Annotated in this window: 2 protein-coding genes; both read right to left on the reverse strand. The window is 57.7% G+C overall.

From position 1 onward, the window contains the following. Positions 1–7: 7 nt before the first annotated feature. Entirely contained in the window at positions 8–10,945 is a 10,938-nt protein-coding gene (locus BN2762_RS17935; RefSeq protein WP_074048736.1) for a non-ribosomal peptide synthetase, read from the reverse strand. 258 nt (positions 10,946–11,203) lie between these two features. Further along, a complete protein-coding gene (locus BN2762_RS17940) occupies positions 11,204–25,450 on the reverse strand; it encodes a non-ribosomal peptide synthetase (protein WP_055108263.1) in 14,247 nt (4,748 codons plus the stop codon). Positions 25,451–25,467: the final 17 nt, after the last annotated feature.

A 25,467-nucleotide genomic window follows, 5' to 3' on the forward strand; every position in this document is an offset into this window, starting at 1 on the left:
AAACCTCTTACTTAAGCGACTCCAGCAAAGCCGTAATATCCTCAAGTTCCTCCATGGTCATCTCTTGGTCTCCAAGATCGCTTGGTGTGACATCAGTGCTCTCCCGGCTCAGACAGTGCGCGATCAGCTCCAGCAGCGCCTCCTTGTATCGCGCAGCCAGCTGCTCCATCGTCTGGCGTTCATATTCCTCACGGTCATAGGTCAGATCGATCCGAAGCCTGCCTCCGGTTACCGCTCCCGTTATATCCAGTGCCTGGCTTCTTGGGGCAGACGGGCTGATCGACTGTCCGGTCGGCAGCGGCGACAGTTCAAACAGGGCACCGGCCCCATCGCTCCCGCTGGTGTCAAACTGGCCCAGATAGTTAAAGCTGATGGCCGGTTCTGCGCCAAACTGGAGATCCTCCTTATGCTCTGCGGAGGTCATGTACTTCAGAACCCCATAGCCGATCCCCTTGCTTGGCACCCGGCGCAGCGTCTCCTTCGTCTGCTTCAGGTGGTATGACAGCCCTTGCTGCTGCTCCACCTCCAGCACCACTGGATACTCCGTCGTAAACCAGCCGATCGTCCGGCTGATATTGATTCCTTCCAGAATCTCCTCCCGGCCATGTCCTTCCAGCTGAACCGGCACCCTGCCGTGACCGCTCCACTCCCCGATCGCCAGGCTTAGCGCCGCCAGCAGCACATCATTCATCTCCGTCTTGAATGCGGTGTGCACCTCCTGGAGCAGCTGCTTCGTCTGCTGCTCATCCAGCTCTGCGCTCACCGTCTCGGCATTTCCCCAGCGTCTCACCGCAGCCTGGCCATCCTGCGGCAGCACAGGGACCGTCTCTAATGCTGTACGGCTCCAGTAGGCCTTCTCCCGGAGCAGCGCCTTGCTGTTCGCATAGCGCTCAAGCTCCTCTGCCCAGGCTTGGAACGAATGGCTCTTCTCCGGCAGCCGGATGTCCCTTCCCTCGCTGGCCTGGCGATAGCCCGTCTCAAAGTCCTCCAGGAGGATGCGCCAGGAGATGCCGTCTATGACCAGCTGATGCGCCACAATCAGCAGGTGGTCTCCCTCTGGCAGATGGAATAGCCCCAGTTGAACGAGCGGTCCCGTCTGCAGCTTCAGCTCCTGCTGCAGCCGGTTCACCTCGGCCGCAAGCCCCGCACCAGCTTCACCCGTCCATTCCTGTACGGTCAGCTCGACCGCTTCGGCGTCCGGGCCCCGATTGTATTGCCGGATGCCCCCGGCTTCCTCCAGGTAGACCATGCGCAGCGCATCATGATGGGTGAGGATCGCCCGGAAGCTTGCTTCCACCAGCTTCACCTCAAAGCCCGCCTCGCGGTACAGCATAAAGGCCTGGTTCCAGTGCTGCTTCTCCGCGAAGTCCTGCCCCATGAACCATGCCTGAATCGGGGTGAACCGCACGTCTCCCTCAACCGCCTCCTGGCTGGCTGCTGCCGTCAACGGCTTCACATAGCCGCTCAGCTCCTCGATGGTCGGGTACTGGAACAGATGCTTAACCTCCAGCTTCAGCCGCTGCTGATGCAGGCGCGCCGCAATCTGTACCGCCTTGATCGAGTCCCCGCCCCGTTCAAAGAAGTTGTCGTCAACGCCGACGGCCGCAAGCCCCAGCACCTCCTTCCAGACCTGGACCAAGAGCGCCTCCATCTCATTGCCCGGCGGCTTGCCTTCCATATCCGCCGGATGAAGCTCCGGCTCCGGCAGCGCCTTGTAATCGATCTTGCCGTTGGGCGTCAGCGGGAACTGCTCCAGCCTGACAAAGTGGTGTGGAATCATATACCCCGGCAGCTTCTGGGCCAATTGACGCCGCCACTGCGAGAGATCCGCCTCACTGTCGGTCAGGAGATAGGCGCACAGGATGCTTTCTCCTGCCGGATCTTGACGCGTCAGCACGGCAGCATCGCGCACCTGATCAAGCTGCAGCAGTTGATGCGTAATTTCACCCAGCTCGATCCGATGGCCGCGGATTTTCACCTGCTCGTCGATCCGGCCCAGATATTCGACCGTTCCCTCCGGCGTCCAGCGCGCCAGATCCCCTGTACGGTACATCCGCTCGCCCGGCCGGAACGGGTTGGCTACGAACTTCTCCTTCGTCAATTCCTCCCGGTTTAAGTAACCCCGCGCCAATCCGGCTCCGCTGATGCACAGCTCGCCCGGCACGCCGATCGGCTGAAGCTGTCCCGCTTTATTCGTAATATAGACCTGGACATTCGCAATAGGCCTGCCGAGATACATCTGACTGTCTTCTTTGCTGCAGGGATAGCGCAGAGCATCCACTGTTGTCTCCGTCGGACCATAATGATTGAATAGCCGATAGCCCTTTTCAATAATCCTTGCTGCTAGTGTTTGCTCCAGCTTCTCTCCACCACAGATGACGACTTGCAGACTGGGAATTCGCTCCGCAGGCAATAACAGCTCACGCAGCGTTGCAGGTACGAATTGGGCCACATGAATGTGATGAGTCCGAATATAATGAACAAGCTCCATAGGCTGTAAAATGGTAAATGTATCTGGCAAATGGACGGTCGCCCCGTTCAAAAGCGAACCTAAAATCTCCTCGATCACCACATCAAAGGAGAAATTAGTCATTTGCAAAACATTATAGTTTTCCGTCAGATTATAGGCGGAATGGAACCATGTCGATAAATTAACAATACTGTGATGTTCGATTTGAACACCCTTCGGTGTTCCTGTAGAACCGGAGGTATAGATGATGCAGGCCAGTTGCTTCGAGCTCTGCTCTACAGACAGATTGCTGCCGTCTCCCTGATACACATCCTCAGCCTCTAAATCGACTAGCCGGCCCGTGTAAGGGAAATCAACCAGCCGGGAAGGAGCAAGCAGCACAAAGGCACCGCTATCCTCCAGCATGTAGGCTTTTCTGGCCTGTGGATATTGCGGGTCAATAGGCAAATACGCGCTCCCTGACTTCAAAATCCCCAGAATCCCTGCCGCCATCGCAAAGGAACGCTCGGCCATCAGTCCAATGACCCTGTCGGGACCCGCCCCTAGCGCTCGCAGTTTCACAGCCAGATTGTTCGCATGCTCATTCAACTCCCGGTAGGTCCAGCTCCGCTCTCCGGCCACCACCGCAATCTGCTCCGGCCTTTCTTTCACCCGCTCCTCAAATAACTGATGGATTAGCTTCTCCTTCGGATAATAGGCCGATGTATCATTAAACGTATACAGAAGCTGGTCCTTCTCCTCTGGGGTCAGCAGCTCAATGTCTGAGATCAGAATGCTGCTGGATTTCATGACCGTATTCAAAACTGTTGTAAAATGGTGGGCCATTCTTTGAATCGTATGCCGCTCAAACAGGTCGGTCCGAAATTCCCATTCAAAACGCAAGATATTCTCGGTTTCTACAGTGTCCAGCGTGAGATCGAATTTGGAAAACGGAAAATCATACTCATACGGTCTTACGGACAGACCACCCGCCGGTGAAGCGGATCGTTCCCCGTTCTGGACGGAGAACATCACATCGAACAGCGGATTGCGGCTGCGGTCGCGGCGCAGCGCCAGCTTCTCTACGACTTCCTCGAATGGATATTCCTGATGCTCCTGCGCCCCCAGCACCGTCTGCTTGACTTCCTGCAGGAAGTCAGCAAACGCCTTGCCGCCCTGCGGGCAGCTTCGCAGCGCCAAGGTGTTCACAAACATGCCAATTGTCCGTTCCAGCTCTGGCCGCGTTCTGCCGGCAATTGGCGTCCCCACGATCAGATCCTCTTGCCCGGTATACTTGTGCAGCAGCACGTAATACGCCGCGAGCAAGGTCATGTACAGTGTCGTTCCCTGCTCTGCACTCCATTCACGCAGCTGCTGGGTTAGCTCCCAGCCAATTTCGAACGTCAGCCGGTCGCCTTCAAATTGCTGGACGGGCGGACGCGGCTTGTCCGTCGCCAGCGCGAGCACCGGCAGCTCACCGGCCAACTCCTGCAGCCAATACGCCTCCTGCTTCGCATACCGTTCCTGCTGGCGCTGCTCCTGCTGCCAGACCGCATAATCCTTGTACTGGATCGCCTGCTCCGGCAGGCTCGCTCCGTCATACAAGCTCATCCATTCCTCCAACAGCACATTCACTGACACCGCATCCGAGATAATGTGATGCATATCCAGCAGCAGCAGATGGCGCTCTGGATGCAGCTTCAACAGCTGAACCCGTAGCAGCGGTGCTTCATTCAGCTTGAACGGCCGAATAAATGACTTCGCTCTCTCCGCCGCCTCCTGCTCGCTGACCGTCTCCGGCTGGAGGCTGAGCCCTGGAAGCTGCTCATATGCCTGTACTTGCTGGACCAGCTCATTCTCAATCAACTCAAAGGAAGTGCGCAGACTGTCATGACGGCGTATCAACTGGTGGAGCGCCTGCTCCAGACGGCTGCTATCCAGCTGCCCTGTGATCTCCAGCATTTGCGGGATATTATAGCTAAGCTCTGCTCCTTCCAGCTGGCTGATCGCATACAATCGTTTTTGTGCTGAAGAGGCGGGATAATATTCCCTCTCTTGAATCGAAGGGATGCGCTCATAAACGAATTGCTCCGCTCCAGCCAAATAGCAAGCCAGCTGGCGTACTGTGGGATGACGGAAGATGTCGCGGATCGTTACTTCCCGGCCAAGCTTCCTGCCGATTCGCGAGATCAGCATGGTGGCCTTCAAGGAATGGCCGCCCCGCTCGAAAAAGTCATCGTCGATTCCGAGCCGCTGCACGCCAAGCACTTCCTGCCACAGCTCCACCAGGGCCGTCTCCAGCTCGCTCTCCGGCGCCGCATAGACCGACGTAACGGCCCGCGCCCAGTCCGGCTGCGGCAGACTCCGCCGGTCTACCTTGCCGTTTGCATTGAGCGGCAGCTCGTCCAGCTGGATGAAGAAGGAGGGGACCATATAGCTTGGCAGCATATCACCTAGCCGCTGGGTCAGCTCCGCAGCAGATATCGGACTTGCAGCGGTGTAATAGCCGCACAGGCAGGCCTCTCCGCTGGCGGCGTGTGCAGCCGATCCACCCTCCGCCCCTTGCGACGCTAGGGACGGCTGCATGTGATGCACCAGCACGTAGGCCTCCTTGATCTCCTCCTGCGCCAGCATTGCCTGCGTAATCTCTCCCGGCTCGATCCGGTGGCCGCGGATCTTCACCTGCTCATCGATCCGGCCCAGATATTCGATCGTTCCCTCCGCCGTCCAGCGCGCCAGATCGCCTGTACGATACATCCGCTCGCCTGGCCGGAACGGGCTCTCTACAAATTTCTCCTTCGTCAATTCCTCCCGGTTCAGATACCCCCGCGCCAGTCCTTCGCCGCCTCCACACAGCTCCCCCGGTACACCGATCGGCTGCAGACGCTGATAGCCATCTACGATATAGACGGTCGTATTGCTGATCGGCTGGCCGATCGGGATACTCTCCCGGTGCTTCTTGTCGATCACATAATACGTCGAAAAGGTCGTGTTCTCGGTCGGGCCGTAGCCATTCACCAGCTTCAAGCCGGGATGGGCTTGCCGCACCGCCTCGATATGCGCTGGCGACAAGGCCTCTCCGCCGACGATAAGCTGCCGGACTCCCCGGAACAGCTCCACATCCGCCTGCGACAGCTGGTTGAACAGCGATGAGGTCAGCCACAGCAGCGTAATGCCCCGCTCCCGGATCACCCGCTTCAGTTCCCCTGGACTCAGCAGCGTCTCCTGCGGCGCCAGATGCAGCTGAAGCCCGTTAAGCAGTGCCCCCCACAGCTCGAAGGTCGAAGCGTCGAATGCCAGCGAGCCTGTCTGCAGCAGACGATCCTCCGGCTCGAACGTCACATAGTTGGTCGCCTTCACCAGCCGGACCACACTCCGCTGCTCAATCATGACGCCTTTAGGCTGGCCGGTCGAGCCCGAGGTATAGATAATATAGGCCAGCTGCTCCGGCCGGTGAGCCGCCGGCAGATTCTCTCCCTCTCCCTGCTCCAGCAGCGAGGCATCCAGCGGGATACGCTGCCCCGCGAAGCCCAGACCTTCCGGCCAGCCGGAGGCGCTCAGCAGCCAGTTGCTCCCGCTGTCCTCCAGCATATAGCTGATCCGCTCCAGCGGGTACTGCGGATCGATCGGCAGGTAGGCCCCGCCCGCCTTCAGGATGCCCAGAATGCCCGCCGCCATCTCCAGGGAGCGCTCCGCCATAATTCCGACCACCTGCTCGGGGCCAACGCCCTGCGCTTTCAGCTGCCGGGCGATTCGGTTCGCCCGCAGGTTCAGCTCCGCATAAGTCCACTCCCGCTCGCCATCCGATACCGCGATGTCCCCGCCTCGAATCGCCACCTGCTCCTCGAACAACTGACTGATCGTCCGCTCCCGCGGATAGGCGGTGTCCGTCATACTGAAACGTTGCAGAAGCTCCTTTTCTTCAGCAGTCATCATATCGATATCCGACAGCAAGATCTCACAATCATCTGCAATCTGGCTCAGAATGTTCTTGAAGTGCTCCATCATGCGGAGCATCGTTGCAGGCATATAGAGATTCTTGCTGTATTCAAGGTCAAAGCTCAAGCTATGCTCCAGCTCAAACACCTGCAGCGTAAGATCAACCTTTGCTACCTTATACTCCAGAGGCCGAACTGTGATTGACAGATCAGAAGCCGATTCTCCGGCCCGATTCGGATGCTGATAAGCGAACATCGTATCGAACAATGGATTCCGGCTCGGGTCCCGCCGCAGCGCCAGTTTATCCACCAGCTCTTCGAAGGAGTAATTCTGATGCTCCTGGGCTCCCAGTACCGTCTGTTTGACTTCTTCCAGAAATCCCTTGAACGTCTTGCTTCCTTGCGGGTAGCTGCGCAGCGCCAGTGTGTTCACAAACATGCCAATGACCCGCTCTGTCTCCGGGCGGGTTCTGCCTGCAATGGGTGTACCGGTAATCAGGTCTTCCTGGCCCGTATACTTATGCAGCAGCACATTATAGGCAGCCAGCATGGTCATATACAGGGTTGTTCCCTGTCTCCTGCTTAATTCCCTCAGCTTCTGTGTCAGCTCGCCCTCAATTTCAAATGTCAGCCGCTCTCCTTCAAACTGCTGTACTGCAGCCCTCGGCTTATCAGACGCCAGCTCCAGCACTGGAAGCTCGCCGGACAGCTCCTGCAGCCAGTAGGCCTCCTGCTTCGCATACCACGCCTCGCTGCGCTGTTCCTGCTGCCAGACTGCATAGTCCTTGTACTGGATTGCCAGCTCCGGCAGACTCTCTCCTTCATACAGACTCATCCATTCGCTAAGCAGCACATTCATCGATACCGCATCGGCGATAATGTGATGCATGTCCAGCAGCAGCAAATGGCGCTCTTCGCCCAGCTTCAGCAGCTCCGCCCGTACAAGCGGCGCTTCGCTTAGCTTGAACGGCTGAATGAAGGCTGCGGCTCTTGCAGCTGCTTCCTGCTCGCTGACAACCGCCTGCTTCAAGCCAAACCCTGCCAGCCGCTGGATCTGTTCGTATGTTTGTACCCGCTGAACCAGCTCTCCCTCTATGAGTTCAAAGGTGGTTCGCAGGCTTTCATGACGCCGGATCAGCTCTATCAGCGCCCGCTCCAAGCGGCCTGCATCCAGCGAGCCGGCAATTTCCAGCGCTTGCGGGATATTGTAGCTCAGCTCCGCGCCCTCCAGTTGACTGATCGCGTACAGACGCTTTTGCGCTGATGACGCCGGATAATATTCACGGTGCTCAACTGGGGCAATCGCTTCATAGACCGCTTGCTCTGCTCCGGCCAGATGCGCTGCAAGCTGCCGTACTGTAGGATAGCGGAACAAATCACGCAGCGGAAGCTCTCTGCCCAGTTCGGTCTGAATGCGGGCGGCCAGCATAGTTACCTTTAGCGAATGGCCGCCCCGCTCGAAAAAGTCATCGTCGATTCCGAGCCGCTGCACGCCAAGCACTTCCTGCCATAGCTCCACTAGAGTCGTCTCCAGCTCGCTCTCCGGCGCTGCATAGACCGATGTAACGGCCCGCGTCCAGTCCGGCTGCGGCAGACTCCGCCGGTCCACCTTGCCGTTTGCATTAAGCGGCAGCTCCTCCAGTTGGATGAAGAAGGAGGGGACCATATAGCTTGGCAGCACATCACCTAGCCGCTGGGTCAGCTCCGCAGCAGATATTGGACTTGAAGCAGTGTAATAGCCGCATAGGCAGGCCTCTCCGCCAGCGGCGTGTTCAGCCGCTCCATCTTCCGCCCCTTGCGTCGTTGGGGACGGCTGCATGTGATGTACCAGCACGTAGGCTTCCTTGATCTCCTCCTGCGCCAGCATCGCCTGCGCAATCTCCCCCGGCTCGATCCGGTGGCCGCGGATTTTCACCTGCTCATCGAGCCGGCCCAGATATTCGATCGTTCCCTCCGCCGTCCAGCGCGCCAGATCCCCTGTACGGTACATCCGCTCGCCTGGCCGGAACGGGCTCTCTACGAATTTCTCCCTCGTCAGCTCCTCCCGGTTCAGGTACCCCCGCGCCAATCCGGCCCCGCTGATGCACAGCTCGCCCGGCACGCCGATCGGAAGCAGCCGATTATCCGAACCTAGGATGTAGACACTGTGGTTCGCAATCGGCCGGCCAATGGCTATATTCGCGGACAAAGCGGTGACGTCTTGGCTCGTTGTCACCACGGTATTCTCCGTCGGCCCGTAGTTGTTAACCAGCAGATAACGCTGTTTTTGGAATCGGTTCAGCTTGTCGCCGCCTGTCAGCAGCACCCGCAGCGAACGGTTGTCCAGCTGCATGAATTGCTCGCACAGCGGTGTCGGCAGGAAGCTGATCGTGATCCCTTCCCGCTCATAATAGGCATTCAGCGCATGGATATCGGTCCGGGTCGCTTCATCGATCATATGGAGCGCCGCTCCGCTGATCAGATAAGGGAAGATCTCCCAGACCGATGCGTCGAAGCCAAACCCCGCCAGCTTCGTGCTCCGGTCGCTCTCCCGCACCGCAAATTTCTGCTGATGCCATACCGACAGGTTGACCAGCGAACGATGCTCTACCAGTACTCCTTTGGGCTGGCCGGTGGAGCCTGACGTGTAGATGACATAAGCCAGCTGCCCGGCGTTCATGTCCTCCAGCGCAAGCTCGCTTCCGTCGCCCTGGTACAGCCCTTCCTCCTCCAAATCGAGAATATCTCCCGTGAACGAGGATAGCCCAAGCTGTTCTCCGAGCGAGGCCGAGGCCAGCCCAGGCCGTTCTCCGGTCGAGGCGGAAGCCTGCCCTTGCGGCTTTCCGAGGGGGGCGGAAGTCGGCCCTTCCGGCTCTCCCGCAGCCGAAGACGCCAGCAGCAGCCGGGCTCCGCTGTCCTCCAGCATGTACCGGATGCGTTCGCCCGGATACTGCGGATCGATCGGCAAGTAGGCCCCGCCTGCCTTCAGAATGCCCAGGATGCCTGCGATCATCTCCAGCGAAGGCCGGGCCAGGATGCCGACAATTTGCTCCGGCCCTACGCCCCGCTCTCTCAGCTCACGCGCCAAGCTGTTGGCCCGTGCATTCAACTCCCCGTATGTCCAGCTCTGTTCCCCGGCCACTACGGCTGTCTGCTCCGGCCGAACCTGTGCTTGCTCTGCAAACAGCTCCTCAATCCGCTTCTCCTGGGGATAAGCGGCCTCCGTCGCATTAAACTCATACAGCAACTGCTCCTGTTCCCTGGGCGTCACAATATCGATATCATGTACAAGGATATTCGGATCATTGGCCAATGTATTTGCCAAGTGAATGAAATGGCTGCCGACCCGTTCAATCGTATCCCGCTCGAAAATCCGCCCGTCATAGCTGATCTGAACTATGAATTGCTCTCCAGGCTGGACCATTACAGTCAATGGATAATTGGTTTGTTCGAACACCTCGGCCTTAGTGAAGCGCAGCTCCCGGCTGTCGCGATCTGCTGGCTCCTCTGCTTCCAGGCGATTCGAGAAATTTTGAAACGAAACAATATGATCAAACAGCCCTTGCTTCATTTCAGAATTAGCTTGAATATCCGCTAATGATGCATAGCCATATTTTTCACCCCGAAGAAGGGTCTGTTGAACCTGGGCCAGCAGCTCCGGGAACCTCTGCCCTTGCCGGGAGGTGATGCGCAATGGAATAGTATTAATAAACAAGCCGACCATGCCTTCAATGCCCTCCACTTCCGGGGGGCGTCCGGAAATAACGGTTCCAATTACAACATCCTGTGTAAGACTGTACTGTTGAAGCAAAATTCCCCACATGGCCAGAAACACATGGTTTAATGTGACCTGGTTTCTGATCGCGATCTGCGAAAGCTCGGCTGTCAGCCCGGCTCCCAGCGTAACCAAAGATTGCTGCCTGTCATAGTCTTCCTTACTATCAGAACGGAAATGGCTCCTTGGAATGGAGACTCGTTCTGCGTAGCCGCTAAGGTTTCGCTGCCAATACATCAATGCTTCCTCTTCATCCTGCTTTTCCAGCCATTCCAGATAGCCGCGATTCGATGGGACAGGATCCAGCTGTACCCTCTGCTTTGTACTGCTTTGCTTATACAGCTTCAGCAAATCCTCCATAATGATGCCAAGGCACCAGCCATCCATCAAAATATGGTGATTACTCAAAACAATCTTATGGCGGCTCTCCGAAATCTTAAATACGGCAGCGCGTATAAGCAGATCTGACTGCAAATTAAATCCGGTCTTGCGGTCTTGGTATGTAAACTGCTCCAGACAAGCCTCTTGCTCCTGTTCCTTCATAGCAGAGATATCTTCGTAGTAAACGGTCGCTTTTCGTTCCACAAGAACGACCTGCAGCGGCGTATCCATTTCTTCATATAGAAATACCGTCCGCAAGATGTCATGCCTCTCAATTAATTGGTTGAAGCTCGTCTCAAAGGCCGCGATGTCAAACGAACCTTCAGCAGTCAAAACCATCTGTTCAAAGTACTGCTGCGAAGCCGGCTCCAGCCTATGATGAAACAACATTCCTTTTTGCATGGGAGATAAAGGCTGAATCATCTTGATGTCCAGATTAGGCACTTTATTCACTTCCCTTGATTTATTGAGGAGGCCAGTCAGCAGCAGGCTGCTGCTCTATGGCTTGCTGATCAACAGCTTGCATCCGGCTGCTGCTGCCTTCCCCTGTTATCTTTTCTTCACGAAAACAATCCCCTATTTTAAGGAAGATATCGAACCGGGATGCTCCTTCGGCTCACCCCGGTTCACATTCTTGCCTGTAGCAGCCCTCTTGGCTTGCATAGTTATAATTTAGACAGCCTATACCTTGATTTTCAGCTTCAATAATGAGTTCACCTTATCCAGCTGTTCCAAAGACAATTGGTTATATCCCAAATCACTTGGTGTGACATCGGTGCTCTCCCGGCTCAGACAGTGCGCGATCAGCTCCAGCAGCGTCTCCTTATATCGTGCAGCCAGCTGCTCCATCGTCTGGCGTTCATATTCCTCACGGTCATAGGTCAGATGGATCCGAAGCCTGCCTCCGGTCACCGCTCCCGTTACATCCAGTGCCTGGCTTCTTGGCGCGGACGGGCTGATCGGTTGTCCGGTCGGCAGCGGCGACAGTTCAAACAGGGCATCGTTCCTATCGCTCCCGCTGGAGTCAAACTGGCCCAGATAGTTAAAGCTGATAGCCGGTTCTGCGCCAAACTGGAGATCCTCCTTATGCTCTGCGGAGGTCATGTACTTCAGAACCCCATAACCGATCCCCTTGCTTGGCACCCGGCGCAGCGTCTCCTTCGTCTGCTTCAGGTGGTATGACAGCCCTTGCTGCTGCTCCACCTCCAGCACCACTGGATACACCGTCGTAAACCAGCCGATCGTCCGGCTGATATTGATTCCTTCCAGAATCTCCTCCCGGCCATGTCCTTCCAGCTGAACCGGCACCCTGCCGTGACCGCTCCACTCCCCGATCGCCAGGCTTAGCGCCGCCAGCAGCACATCATTCATCTCCGTCTTGAATGCGGTGTGCACCTCCTGGAGCAGCTGCTTCGTCTGCTGCTCATCCAGCTCTGCGCTCACCGTCTCGGCATTTCCCCAGCGTCTCACCGCAGCCTGGCCATCCTGCGGCAGCACAGGGACCGTCTCTAATGCTGTACGGCTCCAGTAGGCCTTCTCCCGGAGCAGCGCCTTGCTGTTCGCATAGCGCTCAAGCTCCTCTGCCCAGGCTTGGAACGAATGGCTCTTCTCCGGCAGCCGGATGTCACTTCCCTCGCTGGCCTGGCGATAGCCCGTCTCAAAGTCCTCCAGGAGGATGCGCCAGGAGATGCCGTCCATGACCAGATGATGCGCCACAATCAGCAGATGGTCTCCCTCTGGCAGATGGAATAGCCCCAGTTGAACGAGCGGTCCGGTCTGAAGCTTCAGCTCCTGCTGCAGCCGGTTCACCTCGGCCGCAAGCCCCGCACCGGCTTCACCCGTCCATTCCTGTACGGTCAGCTCGACCGCTTCGGCGTCCGGGCCCCGATTGTATTGCCGGATGCCCCCGGCTTCCTCCAGGTAGACCATGCGCAGCGCATCATGATGGGTGAGGATCGCCCGGAAGCTTGCTTCCACCAGCTTCACCTCAAAGCCCGCCTCGCGGTACAGCATAAAGGCCTGGTTCCAGTGCTGCTTCTCCGCGAAGCCCTGCCCCATGAACCATGCCTGAATCGGGGTGAACCGCACGTCTCCCTCAACCGCCTCCTGGCTGGCTGCTGCCGTCAACGGCTTCACATAGCCGCTCAGCTCCTCGATGGTCGGGTACTGGAACAGATGCTTGACCTCCAGCTTCAGCCGCTGCTGATGCAGGCGCGCCGCAATCTGTACCGCCTTGATCGAGTCCCCGCCCCGTTCAAAGAAGTTGTCGTCAACGCCGACGGCCGCAAGCCCCAGCACCTCCTTCCAGACCTGGACCAAGAGCGCCTCCATTTCATTGCCCGGCGGCTTGCCTTCCATGTCCGCCGGATGAAGCTCCGGCTCCGGCAGCGCCTTGTAATCGATCTTGCCGTTGGGCGTCAGCGGGAACTGCTCCAGTCTGATAAAATGGTGCGGAATCATATACCCCGGCAGCTTCTGAGCCAATTGACGCCGCCACTGCGAGATGTCCGCCTCGCCGCCGGTCAGGAGATAGGCGCACAAAATACTTTCTCCCGCCGGATCTTGACGCGTCAGCACGGCAGCATCGCGCACCTGATCAAGCTGCAGCAGCTGATGTGTAATCTCCCCCAGCTCGATCCGGTGGCCGCGGATTTTCACCTGCTCGTCGATCCGGCCCAGATATTCGACCGTTCCCTCCGGCGTCCAGCGCGCTAAATCTCCTGTACGATACATCCGCTCGCCTGGCCGGAACGGATTGGCTACGAATTTCTCCTTCGTCAATTCCTCCCGGTTCAGGTAACCCCGCGCCAATCCGGCGCCGCTGATGCACAGCTCGCCCGGCACGCCGATCGGAAGCAGCCGATTATCCGAACCTAGGATGTAGACACTGTGGTTCGCAATCGGCCGGCCAATGGCGATATTCGCGGACAAAGCGGTAACGTCCTGACTCGTTGTCACCACGGTATTCTCCGTCGGCCCGTAGTTGTTAACCAGCAAATAACGCTGCTTTTGGAAACGATTCAGCTTGTCGCCGCCTGTCAGCAGCACCCGCAGCGAACGGTTGTCCAGCTGCATGAATTGCTCGCACAACGGTGTAGGCAGGAAACTGATCGTGATCCCTTCACGCTCATAATAGGCATTTAGCGCATGGATATCGGTCCGGGTCGCTTCGTCGATCATATGGAGCGCCGCTCCGCTGATCAGATAAGGGAAGATCTCCCAGACCGATGCGTCGAAGCCAAACCCCGCCAGCTTCGTGCTCCGGTCGCTCTCCCGCACCGCAAACCGCTGCTGATGCCATACCGACAGGTTAACCAGCGAACGATGCTCGACCAGTACTCCTTTGGGCTGGCCGGTGGAGCCTGACGTGTAGATGACATAGGCCAGCTGCCCGGCGTTCATGTCCTCCAGCGCAAGCTCGCTTCCGTCGCCCTGGTACAGCCCTTCCTCCTCCAAATCGAGAATATCTCCGGTGAACGAGGATAGCCCAAGCTGTTCTCCGAGCGAGGCCGAAACCAGCCCAGACCGTTCTCCGGTCGAGGCGGAAGCCGGCCCTTGCGGCTTTCCGAGGGGGGCGGAAGTCGCCCCTTCCGGCTCTCCCGCAGCCGAAGACGCCAGCAGCAGCCGGGCTCCGCTGTCCTCCAGCATATAGCGGATCCGTTCGCCCGGGTACTGCGGATCGATCGGCAAGTAGGCCCCGCCCGCCTTCAGAATGCCCAGGATGCCTGCGATCATCTCCAGCGAAGGCCGGGCCAGGATGCCGACAATTTGCTCGGGGCCAACGCCCTGCGCTTTCAGCTCACGCGCCAAGCTGTTGGCCCGTGCATTCAACTCCCCGTATGTCCAGCTCTGTTCCCCGGCCACTACGGCAGTCTGCTCCGGCCGAAGCTGTGCTTGCTCCGCAAACAGCTCCTCGATCCGCTTCTCCTGGGGATAAGCGGCCTCCGTTGCATTAAACTCATACAGCAGTTGCTCCTGTTCCTTGCTTGTCAGCAGCTCGAGTTCAGCCAGCGGCGCTGTCTCCCTCCCGGCAATGCTTTCCAGCAGGCGGACGAAATGGCGAGACATTCGTTCCACGGTTGCCCCATGATAGAGATGGACCCCGTATTCCCATTGAAATTGCAGCCTTCCTTCGATCTCGCTTGCTGTCAGCGTCATATCAAACTTGGAGCTGCGAAGCTCCCAAGGATATTCCCGAATCGCCCAATTCGCTGCTGCAGGCAAAGGATGATCCCCATCCTGCAGAACAAACATCGTGTCGAACAGCGGATTGCGGCTGCGATCACGGTGCAGCGCCAGCTTCTCCACCAGCTCATCAAAAGGATAGTCCTGATGCTCCTGCGCCCCCAGCACCGTCTGCTTCATTTCTTGCAAAAAGCCGGTAAACGTCTTGGCTCCCTGCGGGTAGCTGCGCAGCGCCAAGGTGTTCACGAACATCCCGATGACCCGCTCCAGCTCTGGGCGGGTTCTGCCCGCGACAGGTGTGCCGACGATCATATCCTCTTGTCCGGTATACTTGTGCAGCAGGACGCAATACGCCGCCAGCAGCGTCATGTACAGCGTCGTTCCCTGCCTTGCGCTCAGCTCGCGCAGCTGCCGGGTGAGCTCCGCCCCAATCTCAAACGCTACTTGCCCGCCTTCAAACCGCTGCTCCGGCGGCCGCGGCTTGTCTGTCGCCAGCGCAAGCACCGGCAGCTCGCCGGACAGCTCCTGCAGCCAGTACGCCTCCTGCTTCGCATGCCGTTCCTGCTGGCGCTGCTCCCGCTGCCAGACCGCATAATCCTTGTACTGAACCGTCGGCTCCGGCAGGCTAGCTCCTTCATACAGACTCATCCATTCGCTTAGCAGCACATTCATCGACACCGCATCCGAGACGATATGATGCATGTCCAGCAGCAGCAGATGGCGGTCTTCTTCCAGCTTCAGCAGCTCCGCCCGCAGCAGCGGGGCCTCGCTCAGCTTGAACGGCTGAATGAAGGCCTGCACCCGCGCTGCAGCTTCTTCCTCACTTGCTGCCTCAGGCTTCAAGCTCAGTCCCGCACACACGGCATCAACATCCTGCACCCGCTGCACCAGCTCGCCCTCGATCAGTTCAAAGCTGGTGCGCAGGCTGTCATGGCGCCGGATCAGCTGGTGCAGCGCCTGCTCGAATCGTTCCTCGTCGAGTTCACCTGTAATCTCCAGCACCTGGGGAATATTGTAGCTAACCTCCGCTCCTTCCAGCTGGCTGATCGCATACAGCCGCTTTTGAACAGAGGAAGCCGGATAGTACACTCTTGGCTCTACAATCTCAATCGTTTTGTAGACGACCTGCTCTGTGCCAGACAGATGCTCCGCCAGTTGACGCACTGTAGGATAGCGGAATAATTCCCGCAACAGCACTTCCCGCCCAAGCTGCTTGTAGATACGCGCAATAAGCATGGTCGCCTTTAGCGAATGCCCGCCTCTCTCGAAGAAGTCATCGTCGATTCCCAGCCGCTGCACGCCAAGCACTTCCTGCCACAGCCCGACTAAGGCCGTCTCCAGCTCGCTCTCTGGCTCCGCATAAATTGAGGTACTGGCTTGCGCCCAATCCGGCTCCGGCAGGCTCCGGCGATCCACCTTGCCGCTGGCATTGAGCGGCAGCCGCTCCAGCTGCATAATAACTGCCGGTACCATATACCCCGGCAGCCGCTTGGCCAAAGCCTGACGCAGCTGGACCGCGGGCAATTCACTAGCAGCTGTGACATAAGCACATAAGCTGTAATCCCCTCCTGGATCGGTACAGGCTGTTACAACCGCTTCGTTCACTCCTTCAAGCTCAAGCAGGCGTGCTTCTATTTCACCCAGCTCAATCCGGTAACCGCGAATTTTAACCTGATGATCAATTCGTCCCAGATACTCGATATTTCCGTCAGGCAGCCAGCGTGCCAGATCACCTGTGCGATACAGCCTCTCCCCTGCATCAAAGGAAGCTGCTGTAAATTTCTCCGCCTGCAGCTCGGGACGATTCAAGTATCCCCGCGCCAAACCGGCTCCGCCGATGCACAGCTCGCCAGCCACACCCAGCGGCAGCGGCTGATCGCAGCCGTTCAGTACATAAAGCCGCACATTAGCGATCGGCTTGCCGATCGTGATTTGTTTGCTTTGCTCCATCCGTCTCAAGCAGCTGGCAACGACACTGTTTTCCGTCGGCCCATATTCATTGACAAGCTCTACCTGAGGCAGAAGCCTGCTGCTCTCCTTAAGCATGGCTGCGGTCGGCTTATCCCCTGCTAGAGTAACAATCCGCAGCGGCAGCGCGGCCGGAGGCTGCTGCGTATCGTCATTCAGGCCTTCCAAAATTGCGGCGTACAAGCCAGGGATACAAATAAAGGTTGTAATTCCGCAATCCCGGATGGTCTGCGCAATAATCCGCGCATCCTTGCTCTGCTCCCTGTCAAGCAGAACGATCTCAACACCAGCCAATAAAGGGGTGAAAAAGCTGAGCACAAAACCGTCAAAGGCAAAAGAAAATAATTGCAAGGCTTTATCCTGCCCAGTAAAGGCGTACTCCTCATTTCGCCACTGCAAGGCATTAATAATACTGCGATGCTCAATCAAAACTCCTTTAGGCTGGCCGGTCGTACCCGATGTATAAATTACATAGGCTAAATGCTCCGGACGGGAGATCGTTTCCAGATCCGCTTCCGCCGCATCTGCTCCGCCTGCAGCTGTCACCTGATTTTCACTGTCAATTAGGATCACGCTATCGATCAACCCATCTGCCAAATGGTTGAATTTCTGCTGCGTCAGCAGCAGCTCCATCCCGGAATCCGCCACCATATACTGCATTCTCTCCAGCGGATGATCCGGATCCATCGGTACATAGGCCCCGCCAGCCTTTAATACCGCCAGCACAGCTACCGCCAGCTCCAGTGACGGTTCGGCCAGAATTCCTACCCGTCTGTCCGGCTTAACTCCGCGTTCCCGCAAAATTCGTCCCAGACAATTTGCCTTGGCATTCAGCTCGCTATAAGTAAGCTGCTGATCGCCAAATCGGATAGCACGCCGCCCCGGCGTGTTCTTTACCTGCTCCTCAAACCAGCTGTGAAGCGTTTGTCCGGCCTCATATGAAGCCGATGTAGCATTAAACACTTGTACCAGCTGATGATGTTCCTCCTCGGTAAGAAGCGCCATACTGTTCAGGCGCAGAGCTGGCTGTTCCGCCACCTCCTCGAGCAGCCGCAGGAAATGGCCTGTCATCCGTTCCATTGTAGCTGGATCAAATAATGAAGTACGGTATTCCAGTTGGCCGAGCAAATGGTTGTCTCCTGTCTCTTCCACCGTAAGCGTTATATCGAACTTGGCCATCGGATATTCCATTTCGAGCGGTACAATCGTGAGCTGACCATAATTTTTCTTGATCTGACCTAAATTTTGCATTACAAACATGACATCAAACAACGGATTGCGGCTTCTGTCCCCGTGCAGCGCAAGCTTCTCCACCAGCTCGTCAAAAGGATAATCCTGATGTTCCTGCGCCCCCAGCACGGTCTGCTTGATTTCCTCCAGAAAAGCGGTGAATGTCTTCGTTCCTTGCGGATAGCTGCGAAGTGCCAGCGTATTTACAAACATGCCCATGACCCGCTCGCTCTCCGGGCGCGTTCTTCCTGCAACAGATGTGCCGACGATCAGCTCTTCCTGGCCCGTATACTTGTGCAGCATGATTTTGTATACGGCCAGGAGGGTCATATACAAGGTAGCTCCCTGCCTGGTGCTTAGCTCACGAAGTCTTTGCGCCAAACTGCTGCCAATGGTGAACATGACACGCTTTCCATCAAATTGCTGTACCGGGGGACGAGCCTTGTCTGTGGTTAACTCCAGTACTGGAAGCTCGCCGGACAGCTCCTGCAGCCAATACGCCTCCTGCTTCGCATGCCGTTCCTGCTGGCGCTGCTCCTGCTGCCAGACCGCATAATCCTTGTACTGAATCGTCGGCTCCGGCAGACTAGCTCCTTCATACAAGCTCATCCATTCCTCAAGCAGCATATAGACGGATAGCCCGTCTGCGATAATATGATGCATGTCGAGAAGCAGCAGATGACGATCCTCCCCCGTCTTCAGCAGCTCCGCCCGCAGCAACGGGGCCTCGCTCAGCTTGAACGGCTGAATGAAAGCCTGCACCCGCGCCGCGGCTTCTTCCTCACTTGCTGCCTCAGGCTTCAAGCTCAGTTCCGCACACACGGCATCAGCATCCTGCACCCGCTGCACCAGCTCGCCCTCGATCAGTTCAAAGCTGGTGCGCAGGCTGTCATGACGCCGGATCAGCTGGTACAGTGCCTGCTCGAATCGTTCCTTGTCGAGTTCACCTGTAATCTCCAGCACCTGGGGAATATTGTAGCTAACCTCCGCTCCTTCGAGCTGGCTGATTGCATACAGCCGCTTTTGGACGGAGGAAGCGGGATAGTACGCTCTTGGCTCTACGGGGGAAATCGCCTCATAACCTGTTTCTGCCGCTTCCGGCAGCATACTGCTAGACATATAGTGGGCCAGCTGACGGACCGTCGCGTGGCGGAACAGCTCGCGCAGCGGAACCTCCAGGTTAAATTGCTTGTAGATTCGGGCAATCAGTGTCGTTGCCTTTAAAGAATGGCCGCCCCGCTCGAAAAAGTCATCGTCGATTCCGAGCCGCTGCACGCCAAGCACTTCCTGCCACAGCTCCACCAGGGCCGTCTCCAGCTCGCTCTCCGGCGCCGCATAGACCGACGTAACGGCCCGCGTCCAGTCCGGCTGCGGCAGACTCCGCCGGTCCACCTTACCGTTTGCATTGAGCGGCAGCTCCTCCAGCTGGATGAAGAAGGAGGGGACCATATAGCTTGGCAGCACAGCGCCAAGCCGCTGGGTCAGCTCCGCAGCGGATATCGGACTTGCAGCAGTGTAATAGCCGCATAGGCAGGCCTCTCCGCCAGCGGCGTGTTCAGCCGCTCCATCCTCCGCCCCTTGCGTCGCTGGGGACGGCTGCATGTGATGTACCAGCACGTAGGCTTCCTTGATCTCCTCCTGCGCCAGCATCACCTGCGCAATCTCCCCCGGCTCGATCCGGTGACCGCGGATTTTCACCTGCTCGTCGATCCGGCCCAGATATTCGATCGTTCCCTCCGCCGTCCAGCGCGCCAGATCCCCTGTACGGTACATCCGCTCGCCCGGCCGGAACGGGCTCTCTACGAATTTCTCCCTCGTCAGCTCCTCCCGGTTCAGGTAGCCCCGCGCCAATCCGGCGCCGCTGATGCACAGCTCGCCCGGCACGCCGATCGGAAGCAGCCGATTGTCCGAACCCAGGATGTAGACACTGTGGTTCGCAATCGGCCGGCCAATGGCGATATTCGCGGACAAAGCGGTAACGTCCTGACTCGTTGTCACCACGGTATTCTCCGTCGGCCCGTAGTTGTTAACCAGCAAATAACGCTGCTTTTGGAAACGATTCAGCTTGTCGCCGCCTGTCAGCAGCACCCGCAGCGAACGGTTGTCCAGCTGCATGAATTGCTCGCACAACGGTGTAGGCAGGAAACTGATCGTGATCCCTTCCCGCTCATAATAGGCGTTCAGCGCATGGATATCGGTCCGGGTCGCTTCGTCAATTATATGGAGCGCCGCTCCGCTGATCAGATAAGGGAAGATCTCCCAGACCGATGCGTCGAAGCCAAACCCTGCCAGCTTCGTGCTCCGGTCGCTCTCCCGCACCGCAAACCGCTGCTGATGCCATACCGACAGGTTAACCAGCGAACGATGCTCGACCAGTACTCCTTTGGGCTGGCCGGTGGAGCCTGACGTGTAGATGACATAGGCCAGCTGCCCGGCGTTCATGTCCTCCAGCGCAAGCTCGCTTCCGTCGCCCTGGTACAGCCCTTCCTCCTCCAAATCGAGAATATCTCCCGTGAAGGAGGATAGCCCAAGCTGTTCCCCGAGTGAGGCCGAGGCCAGCCCAGGCCGTTCTCCGGTCGAGGCGGAAGCCTGCCCTTGCGGCTTTCCGAGGGGGGCGGAAGTCGGCCCTTCCGGCTCTCCCGCAGCCGAAGACGCCAGCAGCAGCCGGGCTCCGCTGTCCTCCAGCATGTACCGGATGCGTTCGCCCGGATACTGCGGATCGATCGGCAAGTAGGCCCCGCCTGCCTTCAGAATGCCCAGGATGCCTGCGATCATCTCCAGCGAAGGCCGGGCCAGGATGCCGACAATTTGCTCCGGCCCTACGCCCCGCTCTCTCAGCTCACGCGCCAAGCTGTTGGCCCGTGCATTCAACTCCCCGTATGTCCAGCTCTGTTCCCCGGCCACTACGGCTGTCTGCTCCGGCCGAACCTGTGCTTGCTCTGCAAACAGCTCCTCAATCCGCTTCTCCTGGGGATAAGCGGCCTCCGTCGCATTAAACTCATACAGCAGCTGCTCCTGTTCCTTGCTCGTCAGCAGCTCCAGCTCTGTCAGCGGCGCTGTCTCCCTTTCGGCAATACTTTCCAGCAGACGGATGAAATGACGAGACATTCGTTCCACGGTTGCCCCATGATAGAGATGAACCCCGTATTCCCATTGAAATTGAATTCTTCCTTCCGTCTCTCTTGCCGCTAGCGTCATATCAAACTTGGAGCTGCGAAGCTCACAAGGATATTCCCGAACCGTCCAATTCGCTGCTGCAGGCAAAGGATGATCCCCGTCCTGCAGAACAAACATCGTGTCAAACAACGGATTGCGGCTGCGATCCCGGTGCAGCGCCAGCTTCTCCACCAGCTCATCAAAAGGATAGTCCTGATGCTCCTGCGCCCCCAGCACCGTCTGCTTCATTTCTTGCAAAAAGCCGGTAAACGTCTTGGCTCCCTGCGGGTAGCTGCGCAGCGCCAAGGTGTTCACGAACATCCCGATGACCCGCTCCAGCTCTGGGCGGGTTCTGCCCGCGACAGGTGTGCCGACGATCATATCCTCTTGACCGGTATACTTGTGCAGCAGGACGCAATACGCCGCCAGCAGCGTCATGTACAGCGTCGTTCCCTGCCTTGCGCTCAGCTCCCGCAGCTGCCGGGTGAGCTCCGCCCCAATCTCAAACGCCACTTGCCCGCCTTCAAACCGCTGCTCCGGCGGCCGCGGCTTGTCTGTCGCCAGCGCAAGCACCGGCAGCTCGCCGGACAGCTCCTGCAGCCAATACGCCTCCTGCTTCGCATGCCGTTCCTGCTGGCGCTGCTCCTGCTGCCAGACCGCATAATCCTTGTACTGAATCGCCGGCTCCGGCAAGCTTGCTCCTTCATACAGACCCATCCATTCGCTCAACAGCACATTCATTGACACCGCATCTGAGACGATATGATGCATGTCCAGCAGCAGCAAATGGCGACCTTCTTCCAGCTTCAACAGCTCCGCCCGCAGCAGCGGGGCCTCGCTCAGCTTGAACGGCTGAATGAAGGCCTGCACCCGCGCTGCAGCTTCTTCCTCACTTGCTGCCTCAGGCTTCAAGCTCAGTCCCGCACACACGGCATCAACATCCTGCACCCGCTGCACCAGCTCGCCCTCGATCAGTTCAAAGCTGGTGCGCAGGCTGTCATGACGCCGGATCAGCTGCTGCAGCGCCTGCTCGAATCGTTCCTCGTCGAGTTCGCCTGTAATCTCCAGCACCTGGGGAATATTGTAGCTAACCTCCGCTCCTTCGAGCTGGCTGATTGCATACAGCCGCTTTTGGACGGAGGAAGCCGGATAGTACGCTCTTGGCTCTACGGGTGAAATCGCCTCATAACCTGTTTCTGCCGCTTCCGGCAGCATACTGCTAGACATATAGTGGGCCAGCTGACGGACCGTCGCGTGGCGGAACAGCTCGCGCAGCGGAACCTCCAGGTTAAATTGCTTGTAGATTCGGGCAATCAGTGTCGTTGCCTTTAAAGAATGGCCGCCCCGCTCGAAAAAGTCATCGTCGATTCCGAGCCGCTGCACGCCAAGCACTTCCTGCCACAGCTCCACCAGGGCCGTCTCCAGCTCGCTCTCCGGCGCCGCATAGACCGACGTAACGGCCCGCGCCCAGTCCGGCTGCGGCAGACTCCGCCGGTCTACCTTGCCGTTTGCATTGAGCGGCAGCTCGTCCAGCTGGATGAAGAAGGAGGGGACCATATAGCTTGGCAGCATATCACCTAGCCGCTGGGTCAGCTCCGCAGCAGATATCGGACTTGCAGCGGTGTAATAGCCGCACAGGCAGGCCTCTCCGCTGGCGGCGTGTGCAGCCGATCCACCCTCCGCCCCTTGCGACGCTAGGGACGGCTGCATGTGATGCACCAGCACGTAGGCCTCTTTGATCTCCTCCTGCGCCAGCATTGCCTGCGCAATCTCTCCCGGCTCGATCCGGTGGCCGCGGATCTTCACCTGCTCATCGATCCGGCCCAGATATTCGATCGTTCCCTCCGCCGTCCAGCGCGCCAGATCGCCTGTACGATACATCCGCTCGCCTGGCCGGAACGGGCTCTCTACAAATTTCTCCTTCGTCAATTCCTCCCGGTTCAGATACCCCCGCGCCAGTCCTTCGCCGCCTACACACAGCTCCCCCGGTACACCGATCGGCTGCAGACGCTGATAGCCATCTACGATATAGACGGTCGTATTGCTGATCGGCTGGCCGATCGGGATACTCTCCCGGTGCTCCTTGTCGATCACATAATACGTCGAAAAGGTCGTATTCTCGGTCGGGCCGTAGCCATTCACCAGCTTCAAGCCGGGATGGGCTTGCCGCACCGCCTCGATATGCGCTGGCGACAAGGCCTCTCCGCCGACGATAAGCTGCCGGACTCCCCGGAACAGCTCCACATCCGCTTGCGACAGCTGGTTGAACAGCGACGAGGTCAGCCACAGCAGCGTAATGCCCCGCTCCCGGATCACCCGCTTCAGTTCCCCTGGACTCAGCAGCGTCTCCTGCGGCGCCAGATGCAGCTGAAGCCCGTTAAGCAGTGCCCCCCACAGCTCGAAGGTCGAAGCGTCGAATGCCAGCGAGCCTGTCTGCAGCAGACGATCCTCCGGCTCGAACGTCACATAGTTGGTCGCCTTCACCAGCCGGACCACACTCCGCTGCTCAATCATGACGCCTTTAGGCTGGCCGGTCGAGCCCGAGGTATAGATAATATAGGCCAGCTGCTCCGGCCGGTGAGCCGCCGGCAGATTCTCTCCCTCTCCCTGCTCCAGCAGCGAGGCATCCAGCGGGATACGCTGCCCCGCGAAGCCCAGACCTTCCGGCCAGCCGGAGGCGCTCAGCAGCCAGCCGCTCCCGCTGTCCTCCAGCATATAGCTGATCCGCTCCAGCGGGTACTGCGGATCGATCGGCAGGTAAGCCCCGCCCGCCTTCAGGATGCCCAGAATGCCCGCCGCCATCTCCAGGGAGCGCTCCGCCATAATTCCGACCACCTGCTCGGGGCCGACGCCCTGCGCTTTCAACTGCCGGGCGATTCGGTTCGCCCGCAGGTTCAGCTCCGCATAAGTCCACTCCCGCTCGCCATCCGATACCGCGATGTCGCCGCCTCGAATCGCCACCTGCTCCTCGAACAGCTGACTGATCGTCCGTTCCCGCGGATAGGCGGTGTGCGTATCATTAAACGTATGGAGTATCTTCTCTCTGTCACCGTCTGCAAGCAACTCGATACGGCTGATTTCCAATTCAGCGTCATGAATAAATTGCAGCAGCAAGCGCTCAAACCATGTCCCTAACTGCTCGATAGCCTCTTCATCAAACAGCAGAGCGTTATATTTGAATTCAAGCTTCAGCTCCGCCCCAGGCATAATCACAAGCGACAGATCATAGTTATTGCTGCTGAATTCCTGAATCGATTCCATTCGAAGCAAATCCGAATGATACATTTCATGGTCTACCGGGAAATTCTCGAGTACAACAATAGAGCGGAACAGCTCTTCGCTTTTTTTCAAACCGCAGCTCGCAGCAATATCAACCAACGCTGTCGTCTCATAGGCAAGACGCTCTACAAGAGCATCGCGGACATCTCGTATCGCCTGAATCAGGGTCGCGTTTGCTGAAGGCTCTGATTTCAACGGAATAGTATTAATCAGCATCCCCAGCATGGTCTGTACATCGGGCACCTGAACATTTCTGCCAGAAACGGTTGTCCCAAACACCGCATTTTTCCCCGTTAACCGCTGCAGAAGCAAGCCCCATATGCCGTAATAAACAGCAGATAGAGGAACATGATTCTGCTTCGATGCACGCTGAAGCTCTTGCAGGATGGAGCCGGATAGTTTAAAGCTTGCGCTGCGGGTATTTACTTTTTGAGCCTTGGAGGCAGGCTTTGCCAAAGGCAAGTCTGTATTTTCCGCTATTCCGGACAAATAATTGCTCCAGAAGGCTTCACTCGGCTTCGAAGGCTGGCTTCGCAAAAATTTAATATAATCCTTGAAGCTTCCTTGTGCTTGCGGAATACAGCTTTCTCCCCGGAAAAATGCTTGATAGGCGTGCCAGAATTCCTTCAACAGCAGGGAGAGACTCCATCCATCCAGCAAAATGTGATGGCTTGTGATGACCATTTGATAATGGTCATCCTTCAATTTAACAAGCGTTACACGAAAAGGGCTTAGTTCCAGATCAAACGATTGACAACGATCCGCTTGAACGAAAGCTTCCAGACGCTGTGCCTGTTCCGAAGCTCCCCATCGAGACCAGTCCATCGAATGAAAGTTCAGCTCCTGTGACCGTAGTATGACCTGGACGGGCTGAGCAATTTGTTTCCAGCGATAGACTGTTCTTAGGACCGGGTGATGCTCGCTCATCCACTGCCAAGCCTTTATAATCAGAGCTTCCTGTATAGATCCGGTCAATTTTATATTCAGCTGCATGACATACAGATGATCATCCGGAGCATGCAATGTATGGTACAGCACCCCCTGCTGCAGAGGGGATAAAGCGAAAATATCCTCTACATTCTTTTTATCAAGCGCCCTCTTCTTTGACATCAATGGACAACCCCCTC

This window comes from Paenibacillus ihumii (assembly GCF_001403875.1).
Lineage (GTDB): Bacteria > Bacillota > Bacilli > Paenibacillales > Paenibacillaceae > Fontibacillus > Fontibacillus ihumii.

Coding starts and splice junctions, on each gene's coding strand:
- BN2762_RS17935 (WP_074048736.1), bottom strand. CDS start 10,945: ATGATTCAGCCTTTATCTCCCATGCAAAAAGGAATGTTGTTTCATCAT.
- BN2762_RS17940 (WP_055108263.1), bottom strand. CDS start 25,450: ATGTCAAAGAAGAGGGCGCTTGATAAAAAGAATGTAGAGGATATTTTC.